The sequence below is a fragment of the Luteimonas sp. e5 genome, from assembly GCF_054031035.1.
Window position 1 is genome coordinate 736814 of record NZ_JBSTRX010000001.1, and the last position, 21923, is coordinate 758736.

Sequence of the window (21923 nt, forward strand, 5' to 3'; positions counted from 1 at the left end):
CGCCCTATACTTTCAACCTTGTTTTTCGCCAAGGGCCCGGCCACATGATCAAGGACATCCAGAAAGATGCGCAGACGCGCATGCAAAAGAGCATCGAATCGTTGCGCCACGATCTGTCCAAGGTCCGCACCGGTCGTGCCAGCACCGCGCTGGTCGATCACATCAAGGTCGACAGCTACGGCTCGGAGATGCCGCTGTCGCAGGTTGCCAGCGTCGCGGTCAGCGATGCGCGCTCGCTGACCATCACCCCGTGGGACAAGCAGCTGGTGGCCGCGGTGGAAAAGGCGATCATCAATTCCGACCTCGGCCTGACCCCGAACACCGCGGGCCTGACCATTCGCATCAACATCCCGCCGCTGACCGAAGAGCGCCGCCGCGAACTGAGCAAGGTGGTGCATGGCGAGGGCGAGAACGCCAAGGTGGCGATCCGCAACATCCGCCGCGACGCCAACCAGCAGGTCAAGGACCTGCTCAAGGAAAAGGAGATTTCCGAGGACGAGGCGCGGCGTGGCGAAGAGGACATCCAGAAGTTGACCGACAAGGCGATCAAGGACGTCGACGAGGTGGTCAAGGTCAAGGAACAGGAACTGATGGCGGTTTGAGCCGCTTGCTGCGGCTGCCTGCGGCCCACGCACACGACGTGCCCGGGCCTGTCCCCTGCCATGAGTGAACCGACCCCGCCATCCGCACCGCGCCACCTTGCCGTGATCATGGACGGCAACGGGCGCTGGGCCGAACAACGCCGCCGACCGCGCCTGATCGGTCACCGCGTCGGTGCCCGCGCGGTGCAGCAATGTGTCGAATTCTGTCTCGACCGCGGCGTCGAGGCACTGACCCTGTTCGCGTTTTCCAGCGAGAACTGGGGGCGCCCGGAAGACGAAGTGCGCGGGCTGATGAAGCTGTTCGCCGGCGTGATCGACCGCGAAGCCGGTGAACTGCACCGCCGCGGTGTGCGCCTGCGTTTCATCGGCGAGCGTGCGCGTTTCTCGTCGGACATCCAGCGTCGCATGGGCGAGGCCGAAGCCCTGACCGCCGGCAATCGCGGCATGACCCTGTCCATCGCCGCCAGCTATGGCGGGCGCCAGGACATCGTGCAGGCGGCACGCGCGTTGGCGCGCGAGGCCGTTGCCGGGCGTCTGCAACCCGAAGACATCGACGAAGCCGCGTTTGCACGCCAGCTGGCCCTCGCCGACCTGCCGCCGCCGGACCTGATGATCCGCACCGGTGGCGACCAGCGCATCAGCAATTTCCTGCTGTGGCAGCTGGCCTATGCCGAATTGTGGTTCACCCCGAAGTTGTGGCCCGAACTGGATCGGGCGACACTGGCCGATGCTTTCGCCGATTACGCGAGCCGCCAGCGCCGTTTCGGATTGACCGGGGCGCAGGTGAGCTCCCGCCCCACTCCCGACCAGGATCCGCCGCACGCATGACCCGAACCCGAATTCTTGCCGCCCTGGTGATGGGGCCGCTGGCGATTGCCGCGGTGCTGTTCCTGCCCACGCCGTGGATGATGGTGCTTGCCGCCATCGTGTTCCTCGGCGGGCTGTGGGAATGGTTCAAGCTGGCCGGGGTCGAGGACACCCTTCCGCGGACCTTCCTGCTCGCCGCCAATCTGTTGTGGATGGCGATGCTGGTATGGGGCTCGCGTACCGAGCGTGGCGGCTCCACTGCGCTGTTCGAATTGATGGTGGTGCTCGGCGTGGTGTGGTGGCTGTTGGCCGTGCTGTGGCTGCGCGCCTGGCGCTTCGGCGCCAACCACAGCGGCGTGTCCCGCGGGCTCAAACTGCTGGCCGGCAGCCTCGCGGTGGTGCCGGCCTGGTGTGCACTGGCCATCATCCATGGCGATCCTGATGACAACGGCCTGATCGGGCCCATCGCGCGCAACCACCTTTGGCTGCTGGCTGCCTTGATGGTGGTGTGGATGGCGGACTCCGGTGCCTATTTCGCCGGACGCAAGTTCGGCCGCCACAAGCTCTCGCCCAGGATCAGCCCGAACAAGACCGTGGAAGGCCTCGTTGGCGGGCTGCTGGCGGCGCTGGTGTTCGGGCTCGGCTTCGCCATGCTGGCCGGGGCAGGCGGTGTGGCGCTGGGCTGGGTGGCCCTCGCGATCGTGCTGACCGTGCTGGCCTCGCTGGTCGGCGATCTGTTCGAAAGCCTGCTCAAGCGCCAGGCGGGAGTGAAGGATTCCGGTGCCCTGATCCCCGGCCACGGCGGCATTCTCGACCGCATCGACAGCGTGCTCGCGGCCTTGCCGGTGTTCGCGCTGTGCAAGGCCGTGTTCGGGTTCTGAGCATGCCGGCGGCACAGCGCATCGCGATATTCGGGGCAACCGGTTCGATCGGCACCTCGGCGCTGGATGTGATCACGCGCCATCCCGAGCTGTACCGCGCCACCGTGCTGGCCGCCGGCAGCCGCGTGGATGCCTTGCTCGAACTGTGCCGCCAACACCGCCCCGAGGATGCGGTGATCGCCGACGAGGCGGCGTACCCGGCGCTGCGCGATGGCCTGCGCGCGGCCGGTCTGCCGACCCGTGCCCACGCGGGCACCGCGGCGCTGGATGCACTGGCGGCCGACGCCGGCAACGACTGCGTGATTGCGGCCATCGTCGGCGCCGCCGGCCTGTCATCGACCCTGGCGGCGGCACGCGCCGGCAAGCGCTTGCTGCTGGCGAACAAGGAATCGCTGGTCATGGCCGGCGACCTGCTGATGCGTGAAATCGAGGCCTCGGGCGCACGCCTGATCCCGATCGACAGCGAGCACAACGCGATCTTCCAGTGCCTGCCGGAGGGCCGCGTCGACGATTCCCTGGCACGCCTGGTGCTGACCGCTTCGGGCGGCCCGTTCCGCGGCCGCCGCCGCGACGAGCTGGCCAACGTCACGCCCGAACAGGCGGTGGCGCACCCGAAGTGGTCGATGGGGCCGAAGATCTCGGTCGATTCGGCGACGCTGATGAACAAGGGCCTGGAGGTGATCGAGGCGCATCACCTGTTCGGCCTGCCCGGAGCACGCATCGAAGTGCTGGTGCACCCGCAATCGCTGGTGCATTCGCTGGTCGAGTTCATCGACGGTTCCACCCTCGCCCAGCTCGGCTTGCCGGACATGCGCACCAGCCTGGCGGTTGGCCTGGCGTGGCCGCGTCGCATCCACTCCGGCGTGGCCGGACTCGACCTGCTGGCACAGGGCGGTCGGCTCGAATTCGAAGCGCCCGACCATGAGGCATTCCCGTGCCTGCGGCTCGCTTACGCGGCATTGGAGGCCGGCGGCAGCGCTCCAGCGCAGCTCAACGCGCTCAACGAAGAAGCCGTTTCAGCCTTTCTTCAGGGCCGAATTGCTTTCTTGGACATTCCCGCGCTGGTCGAATCCGGATTGGCCGCGCTCCCTTCCACCCCTGCGCAATCGCTCGAGGCACTGCTGGCCGCCGATGCACAGGCACGCGCCCAGGCCCGTGCCGCGATTTCGCGCATGAACCGATGACCTCTGCGTGATGGGCGATTTTGCGGGTTCGCTGTTCTGGCTGATCGTCAGCCTCGGCATCCTGGTGACTTTCCACGAGTTCGGCCATTTCTGGGTCGCACGTCGCTGCGGGGTCAAGGTGCTGCGCTTCTCGGTCGGCTTCGGGCGCCCGCTGTGGCTGCGCCGTGGCCGCGACGGCGTGGAATACATGGTCGCCGCGATCCCGCTGGGTGGCTACGTGAAGATGCTCGACGAGCGCGAAGGCGAGGTGGACGCGAGCGAAGCGCCGCAGGCCTTCAATCGGCAATCGGTGTGGAAGCGCATCGTCATCGTTGCCGCCGGCCCGGTGGCCAACCTGTTGCTGTGCCTGGCCCTGCTGTGGGCGATGTTCGTCGTCGGTCGGCCCGACTATGCCGCCGAAGTCGGACGGGTGCAGGGCATCGCCGCCGAATCGGGCTTCCGCAATGGCGACCGCCTGCTGCGCATCGGTGGTCAGGAGACGCCGACCTGGAGCGAAGCCGGATTGGCGCTGGTCGCCGGCGCGCTCGACCGCGAACCACTGCCGATCGAGGTGCGCGATGCCGATGGCGTGAGCCGGCAGCGCGTGCTGCACCTGGAGCGCCTGCCCGAAGGCGTGCGCGAGCGCCAGGCACTGGCGGCCAGCGGCCTGCTGCCGGCGCACCTGCTTGCCCCGCCGGTGGTCGGCGAAGTGGCTGCGGACGGCCCCGCGGCGGGTCGCCTCCAGCCCGGTGACCGCATTCTTGCCGTCGACGGAATCGAGGTCGACGCCTTCGACCGCCTTTCCGCCCTGTTCGAAGCCGCCGGCCAGGCCGGCGAGCCGGCGCGGATGCGCATCGAGCGCGAAGGCCGCACCCTCGAGGTCGAACTCATGCCGCGGCGCCTGCATGCGCCCGAGCGTGGCGATTACTGGGGCATCGGCATTGTCGCCGCGGCGGTGGAAATGCCGCCCCCGGACGCGATCCTGCGCCACGGTCCGTTGCAGGCGGTTCCGGCGGCGTTCAGGGAAATGTCACGCCTGACACGTGAATCGCTGGCCATGATCGGACGCATGATCAGCGGTCGCGCCTCGGTGGAAAACATCTCCGGGCCGATCACCATCGCCCGCTACGCCAATGCCTCCGCCGACATGGGGCCGGCCTGGTTCCTGAGTTTCCTCGCGCTGATCTCGCTCAGCCTTGCGATCATCAACCTGATGCCGATCCCGATTCTGGATGGCGGGCACTTGCTGTATTACCTTATCGAACTGGTGCGTGGTCGCCCGTTGAGCGAACGCGCCACCGCCATCGGCCAGTACATCGGCCTGGCTGCGCTGGCCGGCTTGATGGGCCTGGCGTTCTACAATGACATCCTCGGGCTGTTGCGATGAGCCATCGCGTACAGCCCTTTCCTTGTGACAACCGGAACCACCCCATGACGCGTAGCCCTCATCGTCGCCGCCTGCTTGCCCTCGCCCTCGCCGCCACGCTCAGCACACCGGCCGCGCTGGCGCAGACGCTGTCGCCGTTCACCGTCAGCGACATCCGGGTCGATGGTCTGCAGCGCATCTCCGCCGGCACCGTGTTCACCTACCTGCCGGTGGAACGTGGCGACGTGGTCGACCAGGCACGCGCCGGCGATGCCATCCGCGCGCTGTACCGCACCGGCTTCTTCGAGGACATCCGCCTCGACCGCCAGGGCGACATCCTGGTGGTCACCGTGGTCGAGCGCCCGGCCATCAACCGCCTCACCGTCAGCGGCAACAAGGACATCCAGACCGAGCAGTTGATGCAGAGCCTGAAGGAAATCGGTCTTTCCGAAGGCGAAACCTACGACCGCATGAGCTTGGACCGGGTGCAGCAGGAATTGACCCGCGCCTATCAGAACCGCGGCAAGTACAACGTCGAGATCGAACCCACGGTCAGCCGCCTGGACCGCAATCGCATCGACATTGCGATCGAGGTCAAGGAAGGCAAGGCCGCGAAGATCCGCCATGTCAACGTGATCGGCAACGAGATCTTCAGCGACAAGGAACTGCTGCGCGGCTGGGAATCGCGCCCCTCGAACTGGCTCAGCTGGTACCGCCGCGACGACCAGTATTCCAAGGAAAAACTCTCCGGCGACCTTGAAAAGCTGCAATCCTGGTACCTCGACCGCGGCTACATCGATGCCGAGGTCGGCCCGGACAACACCCAGGTCAGCATCAGCCCGGACAAGCGCGACATCTACATCACCGCCGGCATCAGCGAGGGCGAGCAGTACACCGTGTCCTCGGTCAGCGTCAGCGGCGATACCGTGCTGCCGAAGGAAGAGGTCGAGCAACGCCTGGCGCTGTTCGTGCGCCCGGAACAGGTGTTCTCCCGCGCGCGCCTGGAAATGGCCAGCGAGAGCATCGTCGCCTCGCTCAGCAACGTCGGTTACGCCTTCGCCCAGGTCACGCCCAACCCCAGCGTGGACCGCGATGCACGCACCATCGCGATCGACATGCAGGTGGTGCCAGGGCCGCGCGTCAACGTGCGCCGCATCGTGTTCAAGGACAACAACCGCACCAAGGACGAGGTGCTGCGCCGCGAGATGCGCCAGTTCGAGGGTGCCTGGTACTCGCAAGCGGCGATCGATCGCTCCAAGATCCGCCTGCAGCAGCTTGGCTACTTCGAGACCGTGGACATCGAAAGCACCCCGGTGCCGGGAAGCAATGATCAGGTCGATCTCGAGGTCAAGGTCAAGGAAACCAATTCCGGCCAGGTGATGCTGGCGCTGGGCTATTCGCAGCTCTCCGGCATGCAGATCAGCGGCCAGCTGTCCGAGTCGAACTTCCTCGGCAGCGGCAACCGGGTATCGGTCGCGGCGATGCGCAGCACCTACCAGAAGCGCTACGACTTCTCCTTCGTGAACCCGTACTTCACCGACAACGGGGTGTCGCTCGGCTACAACCTGTTCTGGAACGAGTTCGACTACTCGAACTTCAACGTCGCGCAGTACTCGACCAGTTCCGGCGCGGCGCAGATGTTCCTCGGCCTGCCGATCACCGAGGTGGACACGCTGAGCTGGATGCTCGGCATCGACAGCAAGAAGGTGCTGGCGATCCCCGGCTCCACCCCGGATGTCATCGTCGACTACATCGACGCGGTGGGCCGTCGCACCTTCCACTCCTGGCGCACCCAGCTGGCATTCGCTCGCGATACCCGTGACCACGCGCTCACCCCCACCCGCGGCACCTACCAGCGCATCGGCCTTGAGGCGACGCTGCCCGGCTCCACCGTGGAGTACTGGAAGCTGGACTACCAGATCTCGAAGTTCTGGCCGATCAGCCCCGCACTGGTGCTCAATACCAGTGCCTCCATCGGCTATGGCGATGCCTACGGCAAGGACTTCGTGCGCAACATCTGCTGGACCGCGCCGACCGAGGACAACCCCAATCCGCCACCGCCGACCGAGCCCTGCCTGCCGGATTCGCCCGACTACGTGAAGACGGTGAACGCGAACGGCCTGCCGTTCTTCGAGAATTTCTACGCCGGCGGCGTGATGTCCTCGGGCAAGGTGCGCGGTTTCGTCGACAACACGCTCGGTCCGCGCGTGCCCAATGCCTACGGCTACCTGCAGCCCTTGGGCGGTGCGTTCAAGACCACCGGCACCATCGAGATGTTCTTCCCGCAGCTGATCAAGAGTCCGGCGGCGCGTGCTTCCGCGTTCATCGATTTCGGCAACGTGTTCAAGGACTACGACTCGTGGCAGACCAAGGAACTGCGCGCCTCCGCCGGCGTGGCGTTGATGTGGCGCTCGCCGATGGGTCCGATCACCATCAGCTACGCGCTGCCGCTGCGCAAGCAGCCCGACGACCGCATCGAGCGCCTGCAGTTCACCTTTGCCGGCGGCTTCTGATTCGGCCATGGCCACGATGTTCACCGCCGCGCAACTGGCGGAGAAGTTCGGGCTGCAGCTGGTCGGCGATGCAGATGCGCAGGTGCACGGGGTGGCCACGCTGGCCGCCGCGGCGCCGGGCCAGCTCGCGTTCCTTGCCAACCCGCGCTATCGCGCGCAATTGGCCGCGAGCACGGCATCGGTGGTGGTGATGCGCGCTGCAGATGCCGAGGATGCACCGATGACCGCCCTCATCGCGGCGGATCCGTATGCGGCATTCGCGCGCATCGCCGCCCTGTTCGAACCGCGCAGCACGCATGCGCCCGGCATCCATCCAAGTGCCGACATCGCGGCCGACGCGGTGATCGATCCGTCGGCGCACATCGCTGCCTTCGTCAGCATCGGCGCGCGCTCGCGGATCGGCGCCGGCGCGGTGATCGGCCCGGGTTCGGTGATCGGCGAGGATTGCGTGGTCGGTGCCGGCTGCGAACTCGTTGCACGCGTCACCCTGGTCACCCGGGTGCGCCTTGGCGAGCGCGTGCGCATCCATCCCGGCGCGGTACTCGGTGCGGACGGCTTCGGCCTGGCGATGGCCGAAGGCCGCTGGATCAAGGTGCCGCAACTGGGCGGCGTGGTGGTCGGCGACGACTGCGAGATCGGCGCCAATACCTGCATCGACCGCGGCGCATTGGACGATACCGTGCTGGAAGAGGATGTACGTCTGGACAACCTCATCCAGATCGGCCACAACGTGCATATCGGCGCGCATACCGCGATGGCCGGCTGCTCGGCAGCCGCAGGCAGCGCACGCATCGGCCGCTATTGCCTGATCGGCGGCGGTGCCGGCGTGCTCGGCCATCTGGAGGTCTGCGATCAGGCGGTGATCACTGCGATGAGCCTGGTCACCCACTCCATCCGCGAGCCGGGCGAGTATTCTTCGGGGACACCCCTGATGGACAACCGCGCATGGCGCAGAAGCGCCGCGCGATTCAAGCAACTGGACAGGCTGTTCCGCGACGTGCGCGGTGGCCACAACAAGGATCGGGAATGAGTACCAGCCAAACAATGCCGATGGATGTGGAACACATCCGCGCCCTGCTGCCCCACCGCTATCCGTTTCTGCTGGTGGATCGGCTGATCGAGTTCGAGGCCGGCAAGCGGGTGCTGGCGTGGAAGAACGTCAGCATCAACGAACCGTATTTCAACGGCCATTTCCCGACGCATGCGGTGATGCCAGGGGTATTGGTGATCGAGGCAATGGCCCAGGCCGGCGGCCTGCTCAGCCACCTCAGCCGTGGCGGCGCGGATGCCGGCAAGATTTCCTATCTGGTCAAGGTCGACGCAGCCAAGTTCTCGCGCATGGTGGTGCCGGGCGACCGGCTGGAGCTGGAAGTCGAGATCAAGCGCGAAATCCGCAACATGACGCTGTACGCCTGCCAGGCGCGGGTGGACGGCCAGCAAGTGGCCTGTGCCGAAATCCTGTGCGCCGAGGTGGACGCCTGAGCATGGCGCACATCCACCCCACCGCGGTGGTCGCGGCAGACGCCAGGCTGGCCGATGACGTCCAGATCGGCCCCTTCTGCGTGATCGGCGACGGGGTGGAAATCGGTGCCGGCAGCGTGGTCGGCGCGCATTGCAGCATCCTCGGACCCACCCGCATCGGACGCGACAACCGCATCCACGGACATGCCGCCATCGGCGGTGATCCGCAGGACAAGAAGTTCGGCGGCGAAGACGTGCGTCTGGAAATCGGCGACGGCAACGTGATCCGCGAGTTCGTCACCATCAACCGCGGCACCACCGGCGGTGGTGGCGTGACCCGCATCGGCGACGACAACTGGCTGCTGGCCTACGTGCACATCGCCCACGACTGCGATGTCGGCAGCCATTGCGTGTTCTCCAACAACGCCACGCTGGCCGGCCACGTCACCATCGGCGACCACGTGATCCTGTCCGGCTTCGCCGGCGTGCACCAGTTCTGCCGCATCGGCGCGCACGCCTTCATCGGCATGGGCGCGTTCGTCAACGGCGACGTGCCGCCGTTCCTGATGGTGGCGCAGGACAAGTACGCGCGCGCACGCGGCATCAACAGCGAAGGGCTCAAGCGCCGCGGTTTCGACGGCACGCGTATCGGCGCGATCAAACGCGCGTATCGCGCGCTCTACCTTGGCGAGGCACGGCTGGACGAGGCCAAGGCGGAATTGGCCGAGATCGCGCACGACAGCGACGACGTTCGCGCCTTCCTAGACTTCATCGAGGCCGGCGAACGGCCCCTGCTGCGGTGAATCCCGCGCCTGCCGCGCCCGCCGATCCTTCAGCGCCGGCGGCGCCGCGGATCGTGCTGTGTGCCGGCGAGGCCTCCGGCGACCTGCTCGGTGCCGGCCTGATCCATGCCCTGCGCCGGCACTTCCCCGATGCGTGTTTCGCCGGCATCGGCGGCCCGTCGATGCAGGCGGCGGGGATGGAACTCTGGCACGAGGCGCAGGAACTGGCGGTGATGGGCCTGACCGAAGTGCTCGCGCACCTGCCGCGTTTGCTGCGCCTGCGCCGCGCATTCCGCCAGCGCAGTCTGGACTGGCGGCCGCAGATTTACATCGGCATCGACGCACCCGACTTCAACCTCGGCGTCGAACGCTGGCTCAGGCAGCGCGGCGTCTCCACCGTGCATTACGTCAGCCCGAGCGTGTGGGCCTGGCGCGAATCGCGTGCGGCGAAGATGGGCGAAAGCGCCGATCGTGTGCTGTGCCTGTTCCCGATGGAACCACCGATCTACGGCCGGCATGGCGTGGACGCGGTATTCGTCGGCCATCCGCTGGCCGATGCGATCGCGCTCGAGCCCGACCGCGCGGCCGCGCGCACGGAACTGCAATTGCCGGCGCAGGGGCCAGTGCTGGCAGTCCTGCCCGGCTCCCGCCTGGGCGAAATCGAGCGCATGTTGCCGCTGTTCCTCGACGCCGCACAGCGCTTGCGCCAACGCCTGCCACGGCTGCACGTGCTGATTCCGGCAGCCAATCCGGACTGTCGCCGCGCCATCGAGCAGACGCTGGCACAGCATCCGCTGGCTTCCGCGGAGGCCGGCGCCAGTCCGCCACGGATACTCGATGGCCGTGCGCAGGCGGCGATGATCGCCAGCGATGCGGTCCTGCTCGCCTCCGGCACCGCCGCACTGGAGGCGATGCTGTGCAAGCGGCCGATGGTGATCGGCCACCGCATCGCACCGCTTACGCATGCCATCGTGCGCGGCCTGGGCCTGCTCAAGAGCGAGCACGTCAGTCTGCCGAACGTGCTTGCCGGCGAAACCCTGGTGCCCGAACTGCTGCAGGATGCCTGCACCGCGGATGCCCTTGCCGAAGCCCTGTGGCACTGGTTTTCCGATTCCGCCGCACGTGACGCGCTGCTGCCGCGCTTCCGTGCCCTCCACCAGGAACTGCGTCGCGATGCCTCGGCGCGCGCGGCGGAGGCGGTGGCCGCGCTGATCACGCACGCGGACGGCCGACGATGAGAGCCATGGACCTGTTCCACGCGCCTGCCGGCCTCGTCGCCGGGGTGGACGAGGCCGGGCGCGGGCCGCTGGCCGGCCCGGTGGCGGTGGCCGCGGTGATCCTTGATCCGGCACGGCCGGTACCGGGGCTGGATGACTCCAAGAAGCTCACCGAAGTGCGGCGTGAGGCGCTCGCACCGCGCATCCGCGAACAGGCGCTGGCATGGCGCGTGGTATTCGTCGAGGCCGAGGAAATCGACCGCCTCAACATCCTGCAGGCGACCCTCGCCGGCATGGCACGTGCGTTGTGCGAATTGCAGCCGGCGCCGGCATTCGCCCGCATCGACGGCAACCGCCTGCCACCGGGCCTGCCCTGCCCGGCCGAAGCGCTGGTCGGCGGCGATGCGCGCGATGCCGCGATCATGGCCGCCTCGGTCCTGGCCAAGACCGCGCGTGATGCGCGCATGCGCGAGCTGGACCTGCGCCATCCCGAATACGGCTTTGCCCGCCACAAGGGCTATCCCAGCGCCGCGCACCTGGCGGCGCTGCAGCAGCACGGCCCGTGCGCGGAACATCGCCGCAGCTTCGCCCCGGTGCAACGGGCATTGCAGGCCCGCGCGCCTGCGCAGGCCGCTGTCAAGCCTTGCCCGCATCGCGCCCCGACCCTACCCTGAAGCCACACGTCCCGCGCGACGCCCCACGGGAACGCATGTCCGATCGTTTCGCCCACCTGCAGCTGCACAGCGAGTACTCGCTGGCCGATTCCACCGTGCGCATCAGGGAATTGACCGCGGCCGCGGCGGCGCGTGGCATCCCGGCGCTCGCGGTCACCGACCGCAACAATCTGTTCGCGCTGGTCAAGTTCTTCCGTGCCGCGGAAGCCGCCGGCATCAAGCCGATCGCCGGCGCCGACCTTGCCATCGGACTGCCCGGTGAACCCCTGCACTGGCTGACCCTGCTGTGCCGCGACCATGCCGGCTACAAGGCATTGTCGCGTCTGGTGTCACGGGCATGGCTGGAAGGCCATCGCCAGGAAGGCGTGGCGCTGCACCCGCACTGGCTGGACGAGGAATCGCTGGATGGCCTGATCGCCATCGCCGGGCGGGCCAGCGCCGCCGGCCAGTTGCTGGCGATGAACCGCGCCGACCACGCCCAGGCCCACCTGCAGGATCTCCTCGGCCGCTTCGGCGACCGCCTCAACCTTGCCATCACCCGCACCGGGCGCGAGGGCGAGGAGCCGTTCAACCGCTTCGCCATGGCCATGTCCAGCGAACTCGGCATCCCGCTGGTGGCGAGCAATGACGTGCGCTTCGTCGATGCCGAAGGCTTCGACGCACACGAGGCCCGGGTGTGCATCGCCGCCGGTCGCGTGCTGGATGATCCCAAGCGCCCGCGCGATTACAGCGCGCAGCAGTACCTGCGTTCGGCCAGCGAGATGCACGAGCTGTTCGCCGACGTGCCGGACGCGCTCGACAACAGCCTGGCACTGGCCGAGCGCTGCAACGTCAGCCTGCGCCTGGGCACCTACTACCTGCCCGAGTTTCCGGTGCCGGACGAGCACACGCTGTCCAGCTGGATCCGCCAACAGGCCGCGGCAGGACTCGAGGCGCGCCTGGCCAGGCAGCCGATGGCCGAAGGCAGGACGCTCGAGGACTACCAGCAGCGGCTGCAGCGCGAGCTGGACGTGATCATCCAGATGGGCTTCCCCGGCTACTTCCTGATCGTGGCCGACTTCATCAACTGGGGCAAGGCCCAGGGCATCCCGGTCGGCCCCGGTCGCGGCTCGGGTGCCGGCTCGCTGGTGGCCTGGGCACTGGGCATCACCGACCTCGACCCGCTGCCCTACGACCTGCTGTTCGAGCGCTTCCTCAACCCCGAACGCGTGTCGATGCCGGACTTCGACATCGACTTCTGCATGGACCGCCGCGACGAGGTGATCGAATACGTCGCGCGCAAGTATGGCCGCGACCGGGTCAGCCAGATCATCACCTACGGCACCATGGCCGCCAAGGCGGTGGTGCGTGACGCCGGGCGCGTGCTCGGCCATCCCTACGGTTTCGTCGACGGCGTCGCCAAGCTGGTGCCGATGACGCTCGGCATCAGCCTGTCCGATGCGCTTGGCCGCACCGAAAAATCGAAGAAGGACGAGGCCTGGCGCAGCGACGAGCTGATCGCGCGCTACCGCGACGAGGAGGACGTGCGCGAGCTGATCGATCTCGCGTTGCAGCTGGAAAACCTCACTCGCAACGCCGGCAAGCATGCCGGCGGCGTGGTCATCGCGCCCGAACCGCTGGCCGAGTTCTGCCCGCTGTTCGCCGAACACGACAGCGAGGGCCTTGGCAAGAATCCGGTCACCCAGTTCGACAAGGATGACGTCGAAGCGATCGGCCTGGTCAAGTTCGACTTCCTCGGCCTGCGCACATTGACCATCATCGACTGGGCGGTGAAGGCGATCAATGCGGCCGCCGAGCCGGGCCAGGCGCCGCTGGACATCGCCGCGATCGCGCTGGATGACGCGCGCACGTACGAACTCTTCGCCCGCGGCGACACGGTGGCGGTGTTCCAGTTCGAATCGCGCGGCATGCGCGAGCTGCTGCGCCGCGCCCTGCCCGATCGCTTCGAGGACCTGATCGCGCTGGTATCGCTGTACCGGCCCGGGCCGATGGACCTGATTCCCGACTTCGTCGCGCGCAAGCATGGCGAGGCCGAGGTCAGTTACCCGCATCCGCTGCTGGAGCCGGTGCTGGAACCGACCTATGGCGTGGTGGTGTATCAGGAACAGGTGATGCAGACCGCGCAGATCCTCGCCGGCTATTCACTCGGCGGCGCCGACCTGCTGCGCCGTGCGATGGGCAAGAAGAAGGTCGAGGAAATGGCCCGCGAACGGGCCAAGTTCGAAGCCGGTGCGCTGGCCACGCATGGCATCGAGGCGCGCGTGTCCGGGCCGATCTTCGACCTGCTGGAAAAGTTCGCCGGCTACGGCTTCAACAAGTCGCATGCCGCCGCGTATGCATTGGTCAGCTACCAGACCGCCTGGCTGAAAACGCATTACCCGGCGCAATTCATGGCCGCGGTGCTGTCCTCGGACATGGATTCCACCGACAAGGTGGTGGCCTTCCTCGACGAGGCACGCGCACTCGGGCTGGAAGTGCGCCCGCCCGACGTCAATGCCTCCGGCTACCTGTTCGAGGCCGCCGACGCGCAAACGCTGGTCTATGGCCTGGGCGCGGTCAAGGGCGTGGGTCGCGGTGCCTGCGAAGCGATCATCGCAGCGCGCATGCAGGGTGGCACGTTTTCCGATCTGCTCGATTTCTGCCGGCGGGTGGAATCGAGCAAGCTCAACCGGCGCACGCTGGAAGCACTGGTGCATGCCGGCGCGCTGGACGCACTCGGCACCAACCGCCCCTCACTGCTGCTGCAGGTGCCCGAAGCGTTGAAGGCCACCGACCAGCTGGCGCGCGAACGCGAAGCCGGGCAGTCGTCGCTGTTCGGTCTTGCCGGACCGGATGACGCTGCCGGCCCGGCACTGCACATCGAGTTGCCCGAGACCGACGACTGGCCTCTGGCGGAAAAGCTGCGCCACGAGCGCGACACGCTGGGCTTCTACCTGTCCGGCCACCCGATGGACCCTTACCGCGACGATCTGGTCGAGGTGATCGGCTTCCACCTAGGCCAACTGGAAAAAGTCTGGGGCGAGCGCGCCGAAGACCGCAAGGGTGGCTGGCGGCCGGAGAAGACGGTGGTGTTGGCCGGCCAGGTGACCGCGATGCGGCGCAAGGGCGAATCACAGGCCTTCGTGACGCTGGAAGACGGCCGCGGCCGCATCGAATGCGCCTTCTTCGCCGAGACATTCACCGAGTACGCCGCCCTGCTCGCTCGCGAACGCATCCTGATCATCGAAGGTGGCCTGCGCGAGGACGAGTTTTCCGGCGGCTTCAGCCTGCGTGCGCGACGCTGCTGGGATTACCAGCAAGTCTGCTCGACGCATGCGCTGCACCTTGGCCTGCGCCTGGACCTGCGCGTGCCCGGTGCACTGGAAAAAGTCGATGAGGTGCTCGATGCGCACCGCCCGGGTGCGACGCCGATCCGCTTCGAGCTGCTGCGCGAAGGCGCCAGCGGGCAACTCGACCTCAATGGCAAGCAGGGCGTGCGCATCGATCAGGACCTCGCCGCCACCTTGCGTGCCACGCCCGGCGTGCGCACGGTGAAGCTGGCGCTGGGCAAGCCCTGGGCACAAGGCTGAGCGCCCGGCACGCGCATTGATTGTCTATGCCGACTGCAGTCGGCCTCAGGGCAGGTTGGCGATGCCGTGCAGCACGTGTCCGGCGGCGACGTGATGGCGCGCCGAATCGATGTTGTGCAACGAATCGTCGAAGAAGATGTCGGCGCCGAACGCACGCAGGAACTCGCCCTTGTCGCGGCCGCCAAGGAACAATGCCTCGTCCAGGCGCACCCCCCATTCGCGCAGGGTGCGGATCACCCGCTCGTGTGCCGGTGCCGAGCGCGCGGTGACCAGCGCGGTGCGGATCGGTGGCGGTGCATCCGCCGGCCAACTCTCCTGCAGATCATGCAGTGATTGCAGGAAACCGCGGAACGGGCCGCCGGAAAGCGGCTCGTGCGCCTTCTCGCGCTCGTGCGCACCGAATGCCTCCAGCCCGCGCTCGCGCGACACGCGCTCGCCTTCGTCTCCGAAGATCACCGCATCACCGTCGAACGCGATGCGGATGTCCTCATGCGGACTTTCGCTGGCACCACCGGGCAGGATCATCGCCGCGCCGATGCCGGCCTCCAGCGCCTGCTTCACCGATTCGGGGTTGGCGGAAAGGAACAGTTGCGCACCGAACGGCTTGATGTAGGGCCATACTGGCGCACCGGAGGTGAACGTGGCGCGGCTGATGTCCAGGCCATGGTGCTGGATCGAATTGAACACGCGCAGGCCGGTGTCGGCGGAATTGCGCGAGAGCAGGATCACCTCGACATGCGGCGCGTGGTCGGGCGTCAACTGGTTCAGTGCCAGCAGCTTGCGCACCAGCGGAAAGGCGATGCCGGGCGCCAGCGGCTGGTCCTCGCGCGCACGCTGGTAGGCACGGAATGCGACCAGCCCTTCGCGCTCGAACAACTGATGGCTTTCTTCCATGTCGAACAGGGCACGCGCGGTGATCGCGATCACCAGCGGTGGCGGATGGCGGGGGCTTGGCGGGCTCATGCCACCAGCATCGCAGATCGGTGTCGCAGCAGGCGAGACGGCCACATGTGCCCCGGCTTCAGGCGACGAACTGCTCGGCGAGGATGCGCTCTTCCAGATTGTGCTCGGGATCGAACAGCAGGGTCACCGTGCGCGAGTCGGATTCACGAATGGTGACTTCGACCACGTCCCGCACTTCATGCGAGTCGGCGGTGGCACTGACCGGCCGCTTGTACGGGTCGAGCACGCGAAAACGCACCTCGGTGCCGGCCTTGAGCACCGCCCCGCGCCAGCGCCGTGGCCGGAATGGCGCGATCGGCGTCAGCGCCAGCACATTGGCGCCAAGCGGCAGGATCGGCCCGCCGGCGGAGAAGTTGTAGGCGGTGCTGCCGGCAGCAGTGGAAACCATCACCCCGTCGCAGATCAGCTCATCCAGGCGCTCCTCGGCACTGAGATCGATCGCGATGTGCGCGGCCTGACGGGTCTGCCGCAGCAGCGAGACTTCGTTGTAGGCAAGCGAACTGACGCTGGCGCCCGATTCGGTCTGCGCCTGCATTTCCAGCGGACGCAATACCGCCGGCTCGGCCTTGGCCAGGCGCTCGACGAGCGCGTCCACGCGGTGCTGGTTCATCAGGAAACCGATGGTGCCGAGCTTCATGCCGTACACCGGTCGGCCCAATGCGCCCAGCCGGTGCAGGGTCTGCAGCATGAAACCGTCACCACCCAGCGCCACCAGCACATCCGCATCCTCGGCCTCATGCTGCCCGTGGCGTGCACTCAGTGTCTGCAATGCCGCCTGGGCATCGGGGGCTGGGCTGGCGAGAAAGGCAATGCGGGGCATGCACTGAGCCTTGAGCGAGTGGATGAGTCGGGGAACGGACAAGCTACGGCCTCACGGCCCTACTGTACCCGTTCCCCGTCTCCCGCTGCGCTGCCCTGTTGCCGCCCTCAGCCGCGCGAGGCCAGCTGCGCCAGGCGCTGCACCGCCACCGACACCGTCGGGTAGTCCAGGCTCTTCTGCGTGGCCAGCTCGTGCAGCATGCCCAGGGTGAAGCGCAGCGCGGGATCGTCACGCCGCAGCCAGGCATCCACCTTGGCTTCGGCATCCTTGCCCGGCATCGCCAGCACCTGCTCGGTCAGCTTGCTCATCTGCGTGGCCAGTTCGTCGCGCAACACGCCGCGCGCGACCGCATGCCAGCGGCCTTCGACGTTGAGCGCGGCGATCTGCTCGCGCAGCCACGGCTCGTGCAAGGCATCGCCCAGACGGAAGTAGACCTTGGCCACTTCGACCGCGCGCAGCTTGCGCTCGCGCGCCAGTTCGATGATGTTCGGGCTCGGCTCGAGGTAGGGCAGCGCCGCCAGCTGGTCGGCCAGTGCGGCGGGTACGCCCTTGGCACGCCATTGCTTGCGGCTGGCCTCGTAGGCCGGCCGTTGCGAGGCCGGCAGGATGCCCTCGCCGGCGCGCACGTCGCGGAAACCATCGTGGTAGCGCTCGACCGCCTGCTGGATGCCGGGGATCGCGCCCGGGCGCGACAGCAGCCAGCGGGTGAAGCCGCGCTGCGCTTCCCAGATCACTTCCAGCGCGTCGATCTGCACCGAATCGGGCACCTTGCCATCGAGTGCATCGATCTGCGTCCACAGCTCGCGCGCATCCAGCGTCTCGCGGGTGATGGTGTAGGCCTTGGCGATTTCACCCAGGCTGCGCCCGCTGTCTTCCTCCATGCGCATCAGGAAAGTGGCACCCATGCGGTTGATGGTGGAATTGGTCACCGCAGTGGCGATGATCTCGCGTTTCAGACGGTGGTCTTCCATCGCCTTGGCGTACTTGGCCTGCAGCGGCTGCGGGAAATAGGCGACCAGTTCCCTGGACAGGTACGGGTCTTCCGGCACATCGCTTTCCAGCAACCGCGGATAAGCATCGAGCTTGGCGTAGGACAGCAGCACCGCCAGCTCCGGCCGGGTGAAGCCCTGGCCACGCGACTTGCGCTCGGCCATCTCGGCATCGCTGGGCAGGTCCTCGATCTGGCGATCGAGCTTGCCGGCCTGCTCCAGGGTGTGGATGAAGTGCAGCTTCGAACCCAGGCGCGGCACGTTCATGCGCTCCATCAGCGAAATCGCCTGGTTCTGGCGGTAGTTGTCCTTCAGCACCAGCGCGGCCACTTCGTCGGTCATGTCCGCCAGCAGCTTGTTGCGCGCCGGCGTCTTCAACGTGCCCTTCTGCACCTCGCCATTGAGCAGGATCTTGATGTTGACCTCATGGTCGGAGGTATCCACGCCGGCCGAGTTGTCGATGAAGTCGGTATTGATCAGCACCCCGGCCTGCGCCGCCTCGATGCGGCCGGGCTGGGTGAAACCGAGGTTGCCGCCCTCGCCCACCACCTTGCAGCGCAGCTCGCCGCCATTGACGCGCAGCGCGTTGTTGGCACGGTCGCCGACCTCGGCATGGCTCTGCGCACTGCCCTTGACGTAGGTACCGATGCCGCCGTTCCACAGCAGATCGACCGGTGCGCGCAGGATGGCCGAGATCAGATCGGTCGGGCTGAGCGCATCCACGCCGGCGTCGATGCCGAGCACCTGCTTGACTTCCGGGGTCAGCTTGATCGACTTCTCGGCGCGCGAGTGCACGCCGCCGCCCTTGCTGATCAGCTTGGCGTCGTAGTCCGCCCACGAGGAACGCGGCAGCTTGAACAGGCGCTGGCGTTCCTTGAACGAAGTCGCCGCATCCGGCGATGGATCGAGGAACACGTGGCGATGATCGAACGCGGCAACCAGACGGATGTGCCGGGACAGCAGCATGCCGTTGCCGAACACGTCGCCGGACATGTCGCCGATGCCAGCCACGGTGAAGTCCTGCTTCTGGGTGTCGTGACCGAGCGCACGGAAGTGGCGCTTGACCGATTCCCAGGCGCCGCGCGCGGTGATGCCCATGCCCTTGTGGTCGTAACCGACCGAGCCGCCGGAGGCGAACGCATCGCCGAGCCAGTAGCCATGCGCCTCGGAAATCGCGTTGGCGGTGTCGGAGAAGGTCGCGGTGCCCTTGTCGGCGGCGACCACCATGTACGGGTCGTCGCCGTCATGGCGCACGACACCGGCCGGCGGCAGCACCTTGCCGTTGTCGTCGAGGTTGTCGGTGATGTCGAGCAGGCCGTTGATGAAGCGCTTGTAGCAATCGCGGCCTTCCTCGAACCACGCATCGCGATCCTTGGCCGGATCGGGCAGACGCTTGGCATAGAAGCCGCCCTTGGAGCCGACCGGCACGATCACCGTGTTCTTCACCATCTGCGCCTTGACCAGGCCCAGCACCTCGGTACGGAAGTCCTCGCGGCGATCCGACCAGCGCAGGCCGCCACGCGCCACCGGGCCGTAGCGCAGGTGCACGCCCTCCACCCGCGGCCCGCACACCCAGATTTCGCGGTAGGGGCGCGGCTTGGGCGAATCCGGCACCGCGTTGCAGTCGATCTTGAACGCGAGATAGTCGGCCGGGCCGCCGTCCTTGCGCTTGCCGTCGACGTAGTCGATGAAGTAGTTGGTGCGCAGGGTGGCATCCATCACGCCGATGAAGCTGCGCAGGATGCGGTCCTCGTCAAGGCTCTCGACCGCATCCAGCAGCACGGTGATGGCACCATGCACCGCCTCGACCTGGGTCGCGCGCGCCTTGCCGGCGGCATCGGCGATCGGCTTGAGCGCCGCCTTCGCGGCGGCATTGTCGCCGGCCAGTGCTTCAAGCTCGACCAGCAGCGCCTTGCCCCGTGCCTTGCTGCCGGTCACGGGATCGAATCGTGCCTCGAAATACGCCACCAGGAGGCGCGCCAGCAACGGATAGCGGGTCAGCGTGTCTTCGACGTAGCTCTGCGAGAACGGTGCACAGATCTGGTGCAGATACTTGCTGTAGGCGCGCAGCATGGCGACCTGTCTCCAGCGCAGGCCGGCACCGAGCAGCAGGCGGTTGAAACCGTCGTCCTCCAGCTCGCCGCGCCAGGCCTTCCCGAACGCCTCGATGAAATGTGCGATCGCGTCTTCGCTGGGCACCACGCCACCCAACGGGCGCACTTCCAGATCCTGGATCGACATGCTGCGACCGTCGACGCGGACCTCGTTGGGGTATTCGGTGATCACCTGCAAGCCCATGTTGTCGAGCATCGGCAACACTTCGGACAGCGGCAGGCTGGCTCCATGGCGGAACAGCTTGACTTCGATGCAATCGCTGCAGTGGCTGGCGCGCGGATCGGTGCGCAGGCTGATGCGCAGGTCATCCTCGCCTTCGAGCGCGGCCAGTTGTTCGACGTCATTGGCGGCGGCCTCGGGGCCGGCCTCCTCGACATAGGCCGGGCTCAGCGCACGCGCGAAACTGCGCGCCAGACGCAAGCCGTCTTCCTCGCCGTGGCGTGCCACCAGCACGTCATTGAGGCGGTCGTGCCAGTTGCGCACGATCTCGACCAGTTGCGCTTCCAGCGCGGCGATGTCGGTATCGGCTTCGGCCTCGTCGCGCGGGCGCACGATCATGTGCAGCTGAGCCAGCGGCGAATCGCCCATCAGCACATGGCTTTCGAGGTGGTCGGCAGCCAGCGTCTGCTTCAGCATCTGCTCGATGCGCAGGCGCATGTCGGTGTTGAAGCGCTCGCGTGGCACGTATACCAGCACCGAATAGAAGCGGCCATAGCGGTCACGGCGGATGAACAGGCGGCTTTCCACCCGTTCCTGCAGGCCGAGCACGCCTTCGCCCAGCGCCAGCAGTTCGTCATGGCTGGACTGGAACAGCTCGTCACGCGGCAGCGATTCGAGAATATGCCGCAACGCCTTCGCACTGTGCCCGGCTTCGGGAAGGCCCGAGGCCTGCATCACCCGCTCGAAGCGCGAACGCACCATCGGGATGTCCCACGGACGGCGGCGGTAAGCGCTCGACGTGAACAGGCCGATGAAGCGCTTCTCGCCCAACGGACGGCCCTTGGCGTCATATTCCACCACGCCGATGTAGTCCATGTAGCCGCGACGGTGCACACGCGAACGTGCGTTGGTCTTGGTCACCACCACCGGCTCGCGCAGGCCGGCCTTCTGCACCGCATGCGCATCGAGCGACTTCATCGGCCGCGGCTTGCTGGCATCGTCCTCGCGCAGCAGGCCAAGACCACTGCCCTCGACCGCCACCAGCATGTCTTCCTTGCCGCGCTTCTCGACCTTGTATTCGCGGTAGCCGAGGAAGGTGAAATGATCGTCCGCGGCCCAACGCAGGAACTCCTGCGCCTCGGCCACGCTCTGCGCATCCAATGCGGCGCCGCCGATGGCGGACGCGGCCTGGTCCATGCGCTCGCGCATGCGCGGCCAGTCTTCGACCGCCAGACGCACCTCGCCGAGCACGTCGCCCAGCACCTGTTCCAGCGCACGCTGACCGGCCGGATCCTGGCGATCAAGTTCGATGTGAATGAACGATTCGGGCGCACCGCTGCCCAGCTGCTTGAGCTTGCCGGCCTTGTCACGCTCGATCGCCAGCACCGGGTGCATCAGGCCATGCACGCCGATGCCGCGCTCGCCCAGCGCATTGGTGATCGAATCGACCAGGAACGGCATGTCGTCGTTGACCACCTGCAACACGCTGCGCGGTGATTCCCAACCCTGCTTGCCTTCGCTCGGATTGAATACCCGCACCGCCGCCGCTCCCGGCTTGCGGTTGCGGATGAAGGCCAGTGCATCGCGTGCCAGCGCGGCCCAATGCGCCGCCGGCCGCGCCTTGATCTCGTCGGCGCTCAGTCGGCCGAGCAGCGTGGCGGTGAAATTGCGCAGGGCCTCATCCTTGCCCAGCGCCTCCTGCAGGGACTTGGACAGGGTGGCGCGCTTGGAGGAAATCTTGCGGGTCATGGCATCAAACCTCTGGAATGCGGGTGAGCGAGCTGCTCAACGCCCGGTGTTGCGGATGCCGCTGCGGAACGCGGCGTGGGAGTGGAATGACGG

The 21923-nt window shown here is 67.2% G+C and carries 15 protein-coding genes; 12 read left to right on the top strand and 3 right to left on the bottom strand.

Annotation, left to right across the window (positions count from 1 at the left end; all coding sequences use genetic code 11):
- Positions 1–44: 44 nt before the first annotated feature.
- From frr to dnaE, 12 genes are read left to right on the top strand one after another with little or no spacing between them, the layout of a single operon-like run.
- Positions 45–602 (top strand): ribosome recycling factor, encoded by a 558-nt coding sequence (gene frr, locus ACW11F_RS03480; RefSeq protein WP_456995518.1) that lies wholly within the window; start codon positions 45–47, stop codon positions 600–602.
- A 60-nt stretch (positions 603–662) separates the two neighbouring features.
- Positions 663–1430 (top strand): polyprenyl diphosphate synthase, encoded by a 768-nt coding sequence (gene uppS / locus ACW11F_RS03485; RefSeq protein ID WP_456995519.1) that lies wholly within the window; start codon positions 663–665, stop codon positions 1428–1430.
- Positions 1427–2290 carry a phosphatidate cytidylyltransferase gene (locus ACW11F_RS03490; RefSeq protein WP_456995520.1) on the top strand — a complete coding sequence of 288 codons (864 nt, stop codon included), beginning with the start codon at positions 1427–1429 and terminating at the stop codon, positions 2288–2290. Before uppS ends, ACW11F_RS03490 begins: the two co-directional genes overlap by 4 nt.
- Before the next feature lie 2 nt (positions 2291–2292).
- Positions 2293–3474, top strand: coding sequence for a 1-deoxy-D-xylulose-5-phosphate reductoisomerase (locus tag ACW11F_RS03495; protein WP_456995521.1), 1182 nt, complete (start codon positions 2293–2295; stop codon positions 3472–3474).
- Positions 3475–3484: 10 nt separating this feature from the next.
- Positions 3485–4840 carry an RIP metalloprotease RseP gene (gene rseP, locus ACW11F_RS03500; protein WP_456995522.1) on the top strand — a complete coding sequence of 452 codons (1356 nt, stop codon included), beginning with the start codon at positions 3485–3487 and terminating at the stop codon, positions 4838–4840.
- A 44-nt stretch (positions 4841–4884) separates the two neighbouring features.
- Positions 4885–7332 carry an outer membrane protein assembly factor BamA gene (gene bamA / locus ACW11F_RS03505; RefSeq protein ID WP_456995523.1) on the top strand — a complete coding sequence of 816 codons (2448 nt, stop codon included), beginning with the start codon at positions 4885–4887 and terminating at the stop codon, positions 7330–7332.
- Between the two features lie 16 nt (positions 7333–7348).
- Complete coding sequence (gene lpxD, locus ACW11F_RS03510) at positions 7349–8362, top strand: UDP-3-O-(3-hydroxymyristoyl)glucosamine N-acyltransferase (RefSeq protein ID WP_456995879.1); 1014 nt, start codon at positions 7349–7351, stop codon at positions 8360–8362.
- Positions 8359–8814, top strand: coding sequence for a 3-hydroxyacyl-ACP dehydratase FabZ (fabZ, locus tag ACW11F_RS03515; protein ID WP_456995524.1), 456 nt, complete (start codon positions 8359–8361; stop codon positions 8812–8814). The genes lpxD and fabZ overlap by 4 nt, the downstream gene beginning before the upstream one ends.
- A 2-nt stretch (positions 8815–8816) precedes the next feature.
- Positions 8817–9596 (top strand): acyl-ACP--UDP-N-acetylglucosamine O-acyltransferase, encoded by a 780-nt coding sequence (lpxA, locus tag ACW11F_RS03520; protein ID WP_456995525.1) that lies wholly within the window; start codon positions 8817–8819, stop codon positions 9594–9596.
- Complete coding sequence (lpxB, locus tag ACW11F_RS03525; RefSeq protein WP_456995526.1) at positions 9593–10813, top strand: lipid-A-disaccharide synthase; 1221 nt, start codon at positions 9593–9595, stop codon at positions 10811–10813. The genes lpxA and lpxB overlap by 4 nt, the downstream gene beginning before the upstream one ends.
- A 5-nt stretch (positions 10814–10818) precedes the next feature.
- Positions 10819–11466, top strand: a complete 648-nt coding sequence (gene rnhB / locus ACW11F_RS03530) for a ribonuclease HII (RefSeq protein ID WP_456995527.1) — start codon at positions 10819–10821, stop codon at positions 11464–11466.
- Between the two features lie 35 nt (positions 11467–11501).
- The gene (gene dnaE / locus ACW11F_RS03535; protein ID WP_456995528.1) at positions 11502–15035 is read left to right on the top strand and encodes a DNA polymerase III subunit alpha; all 3534 of its coding nucleotides are present in this window, start codon (positions 11502–11504) and stop codon (positions 15033–15035) included.
- 45 nt (positions 15036–15080) lie between these two features.
- Here the strand turns inward: dnaE and ACW11F_RS03540 are convergent, their stop codons facing one another.
- From ACW11F_RS03540 to ACW11F_RS03550, 3 genes are all read right to left on the bottom strand, one after another.
- Entirely contained in the window at positions 15081–15998 is a 918-nt protein-coding gene (locus ACW11F_RS03540; protein ID WP_456995529.1) for a 5'-nucleotidase, read from the bottom strand.
- 58 nt (positions 15999–16056) lie between these two features.
- Positions 16057–16818 (bottom strand): NAD kinase, encoded by a 762-nt coding sequence (locus ACW11F_RS03545; RefSeq protein ID WP_456995530.1) that lies wholly within the window; start codon positions 16816–16818, stop codon positions 16057–16059.
- A 107-nt stretch (positions 16819–16925) separates the two neighbouring features.
- Positions 16926–21830, bottom strand: coding sequence for an NAD-glutamate dehydrogenase (locus tag ACW11F_RS03550; protein ID WP_456995531.1), 4905 nt, complete (start codon positions 21828–21830; stop codon positions 16926–16928).
- Positions 21831–21923 lie beyond the last annotated feature (93 nt).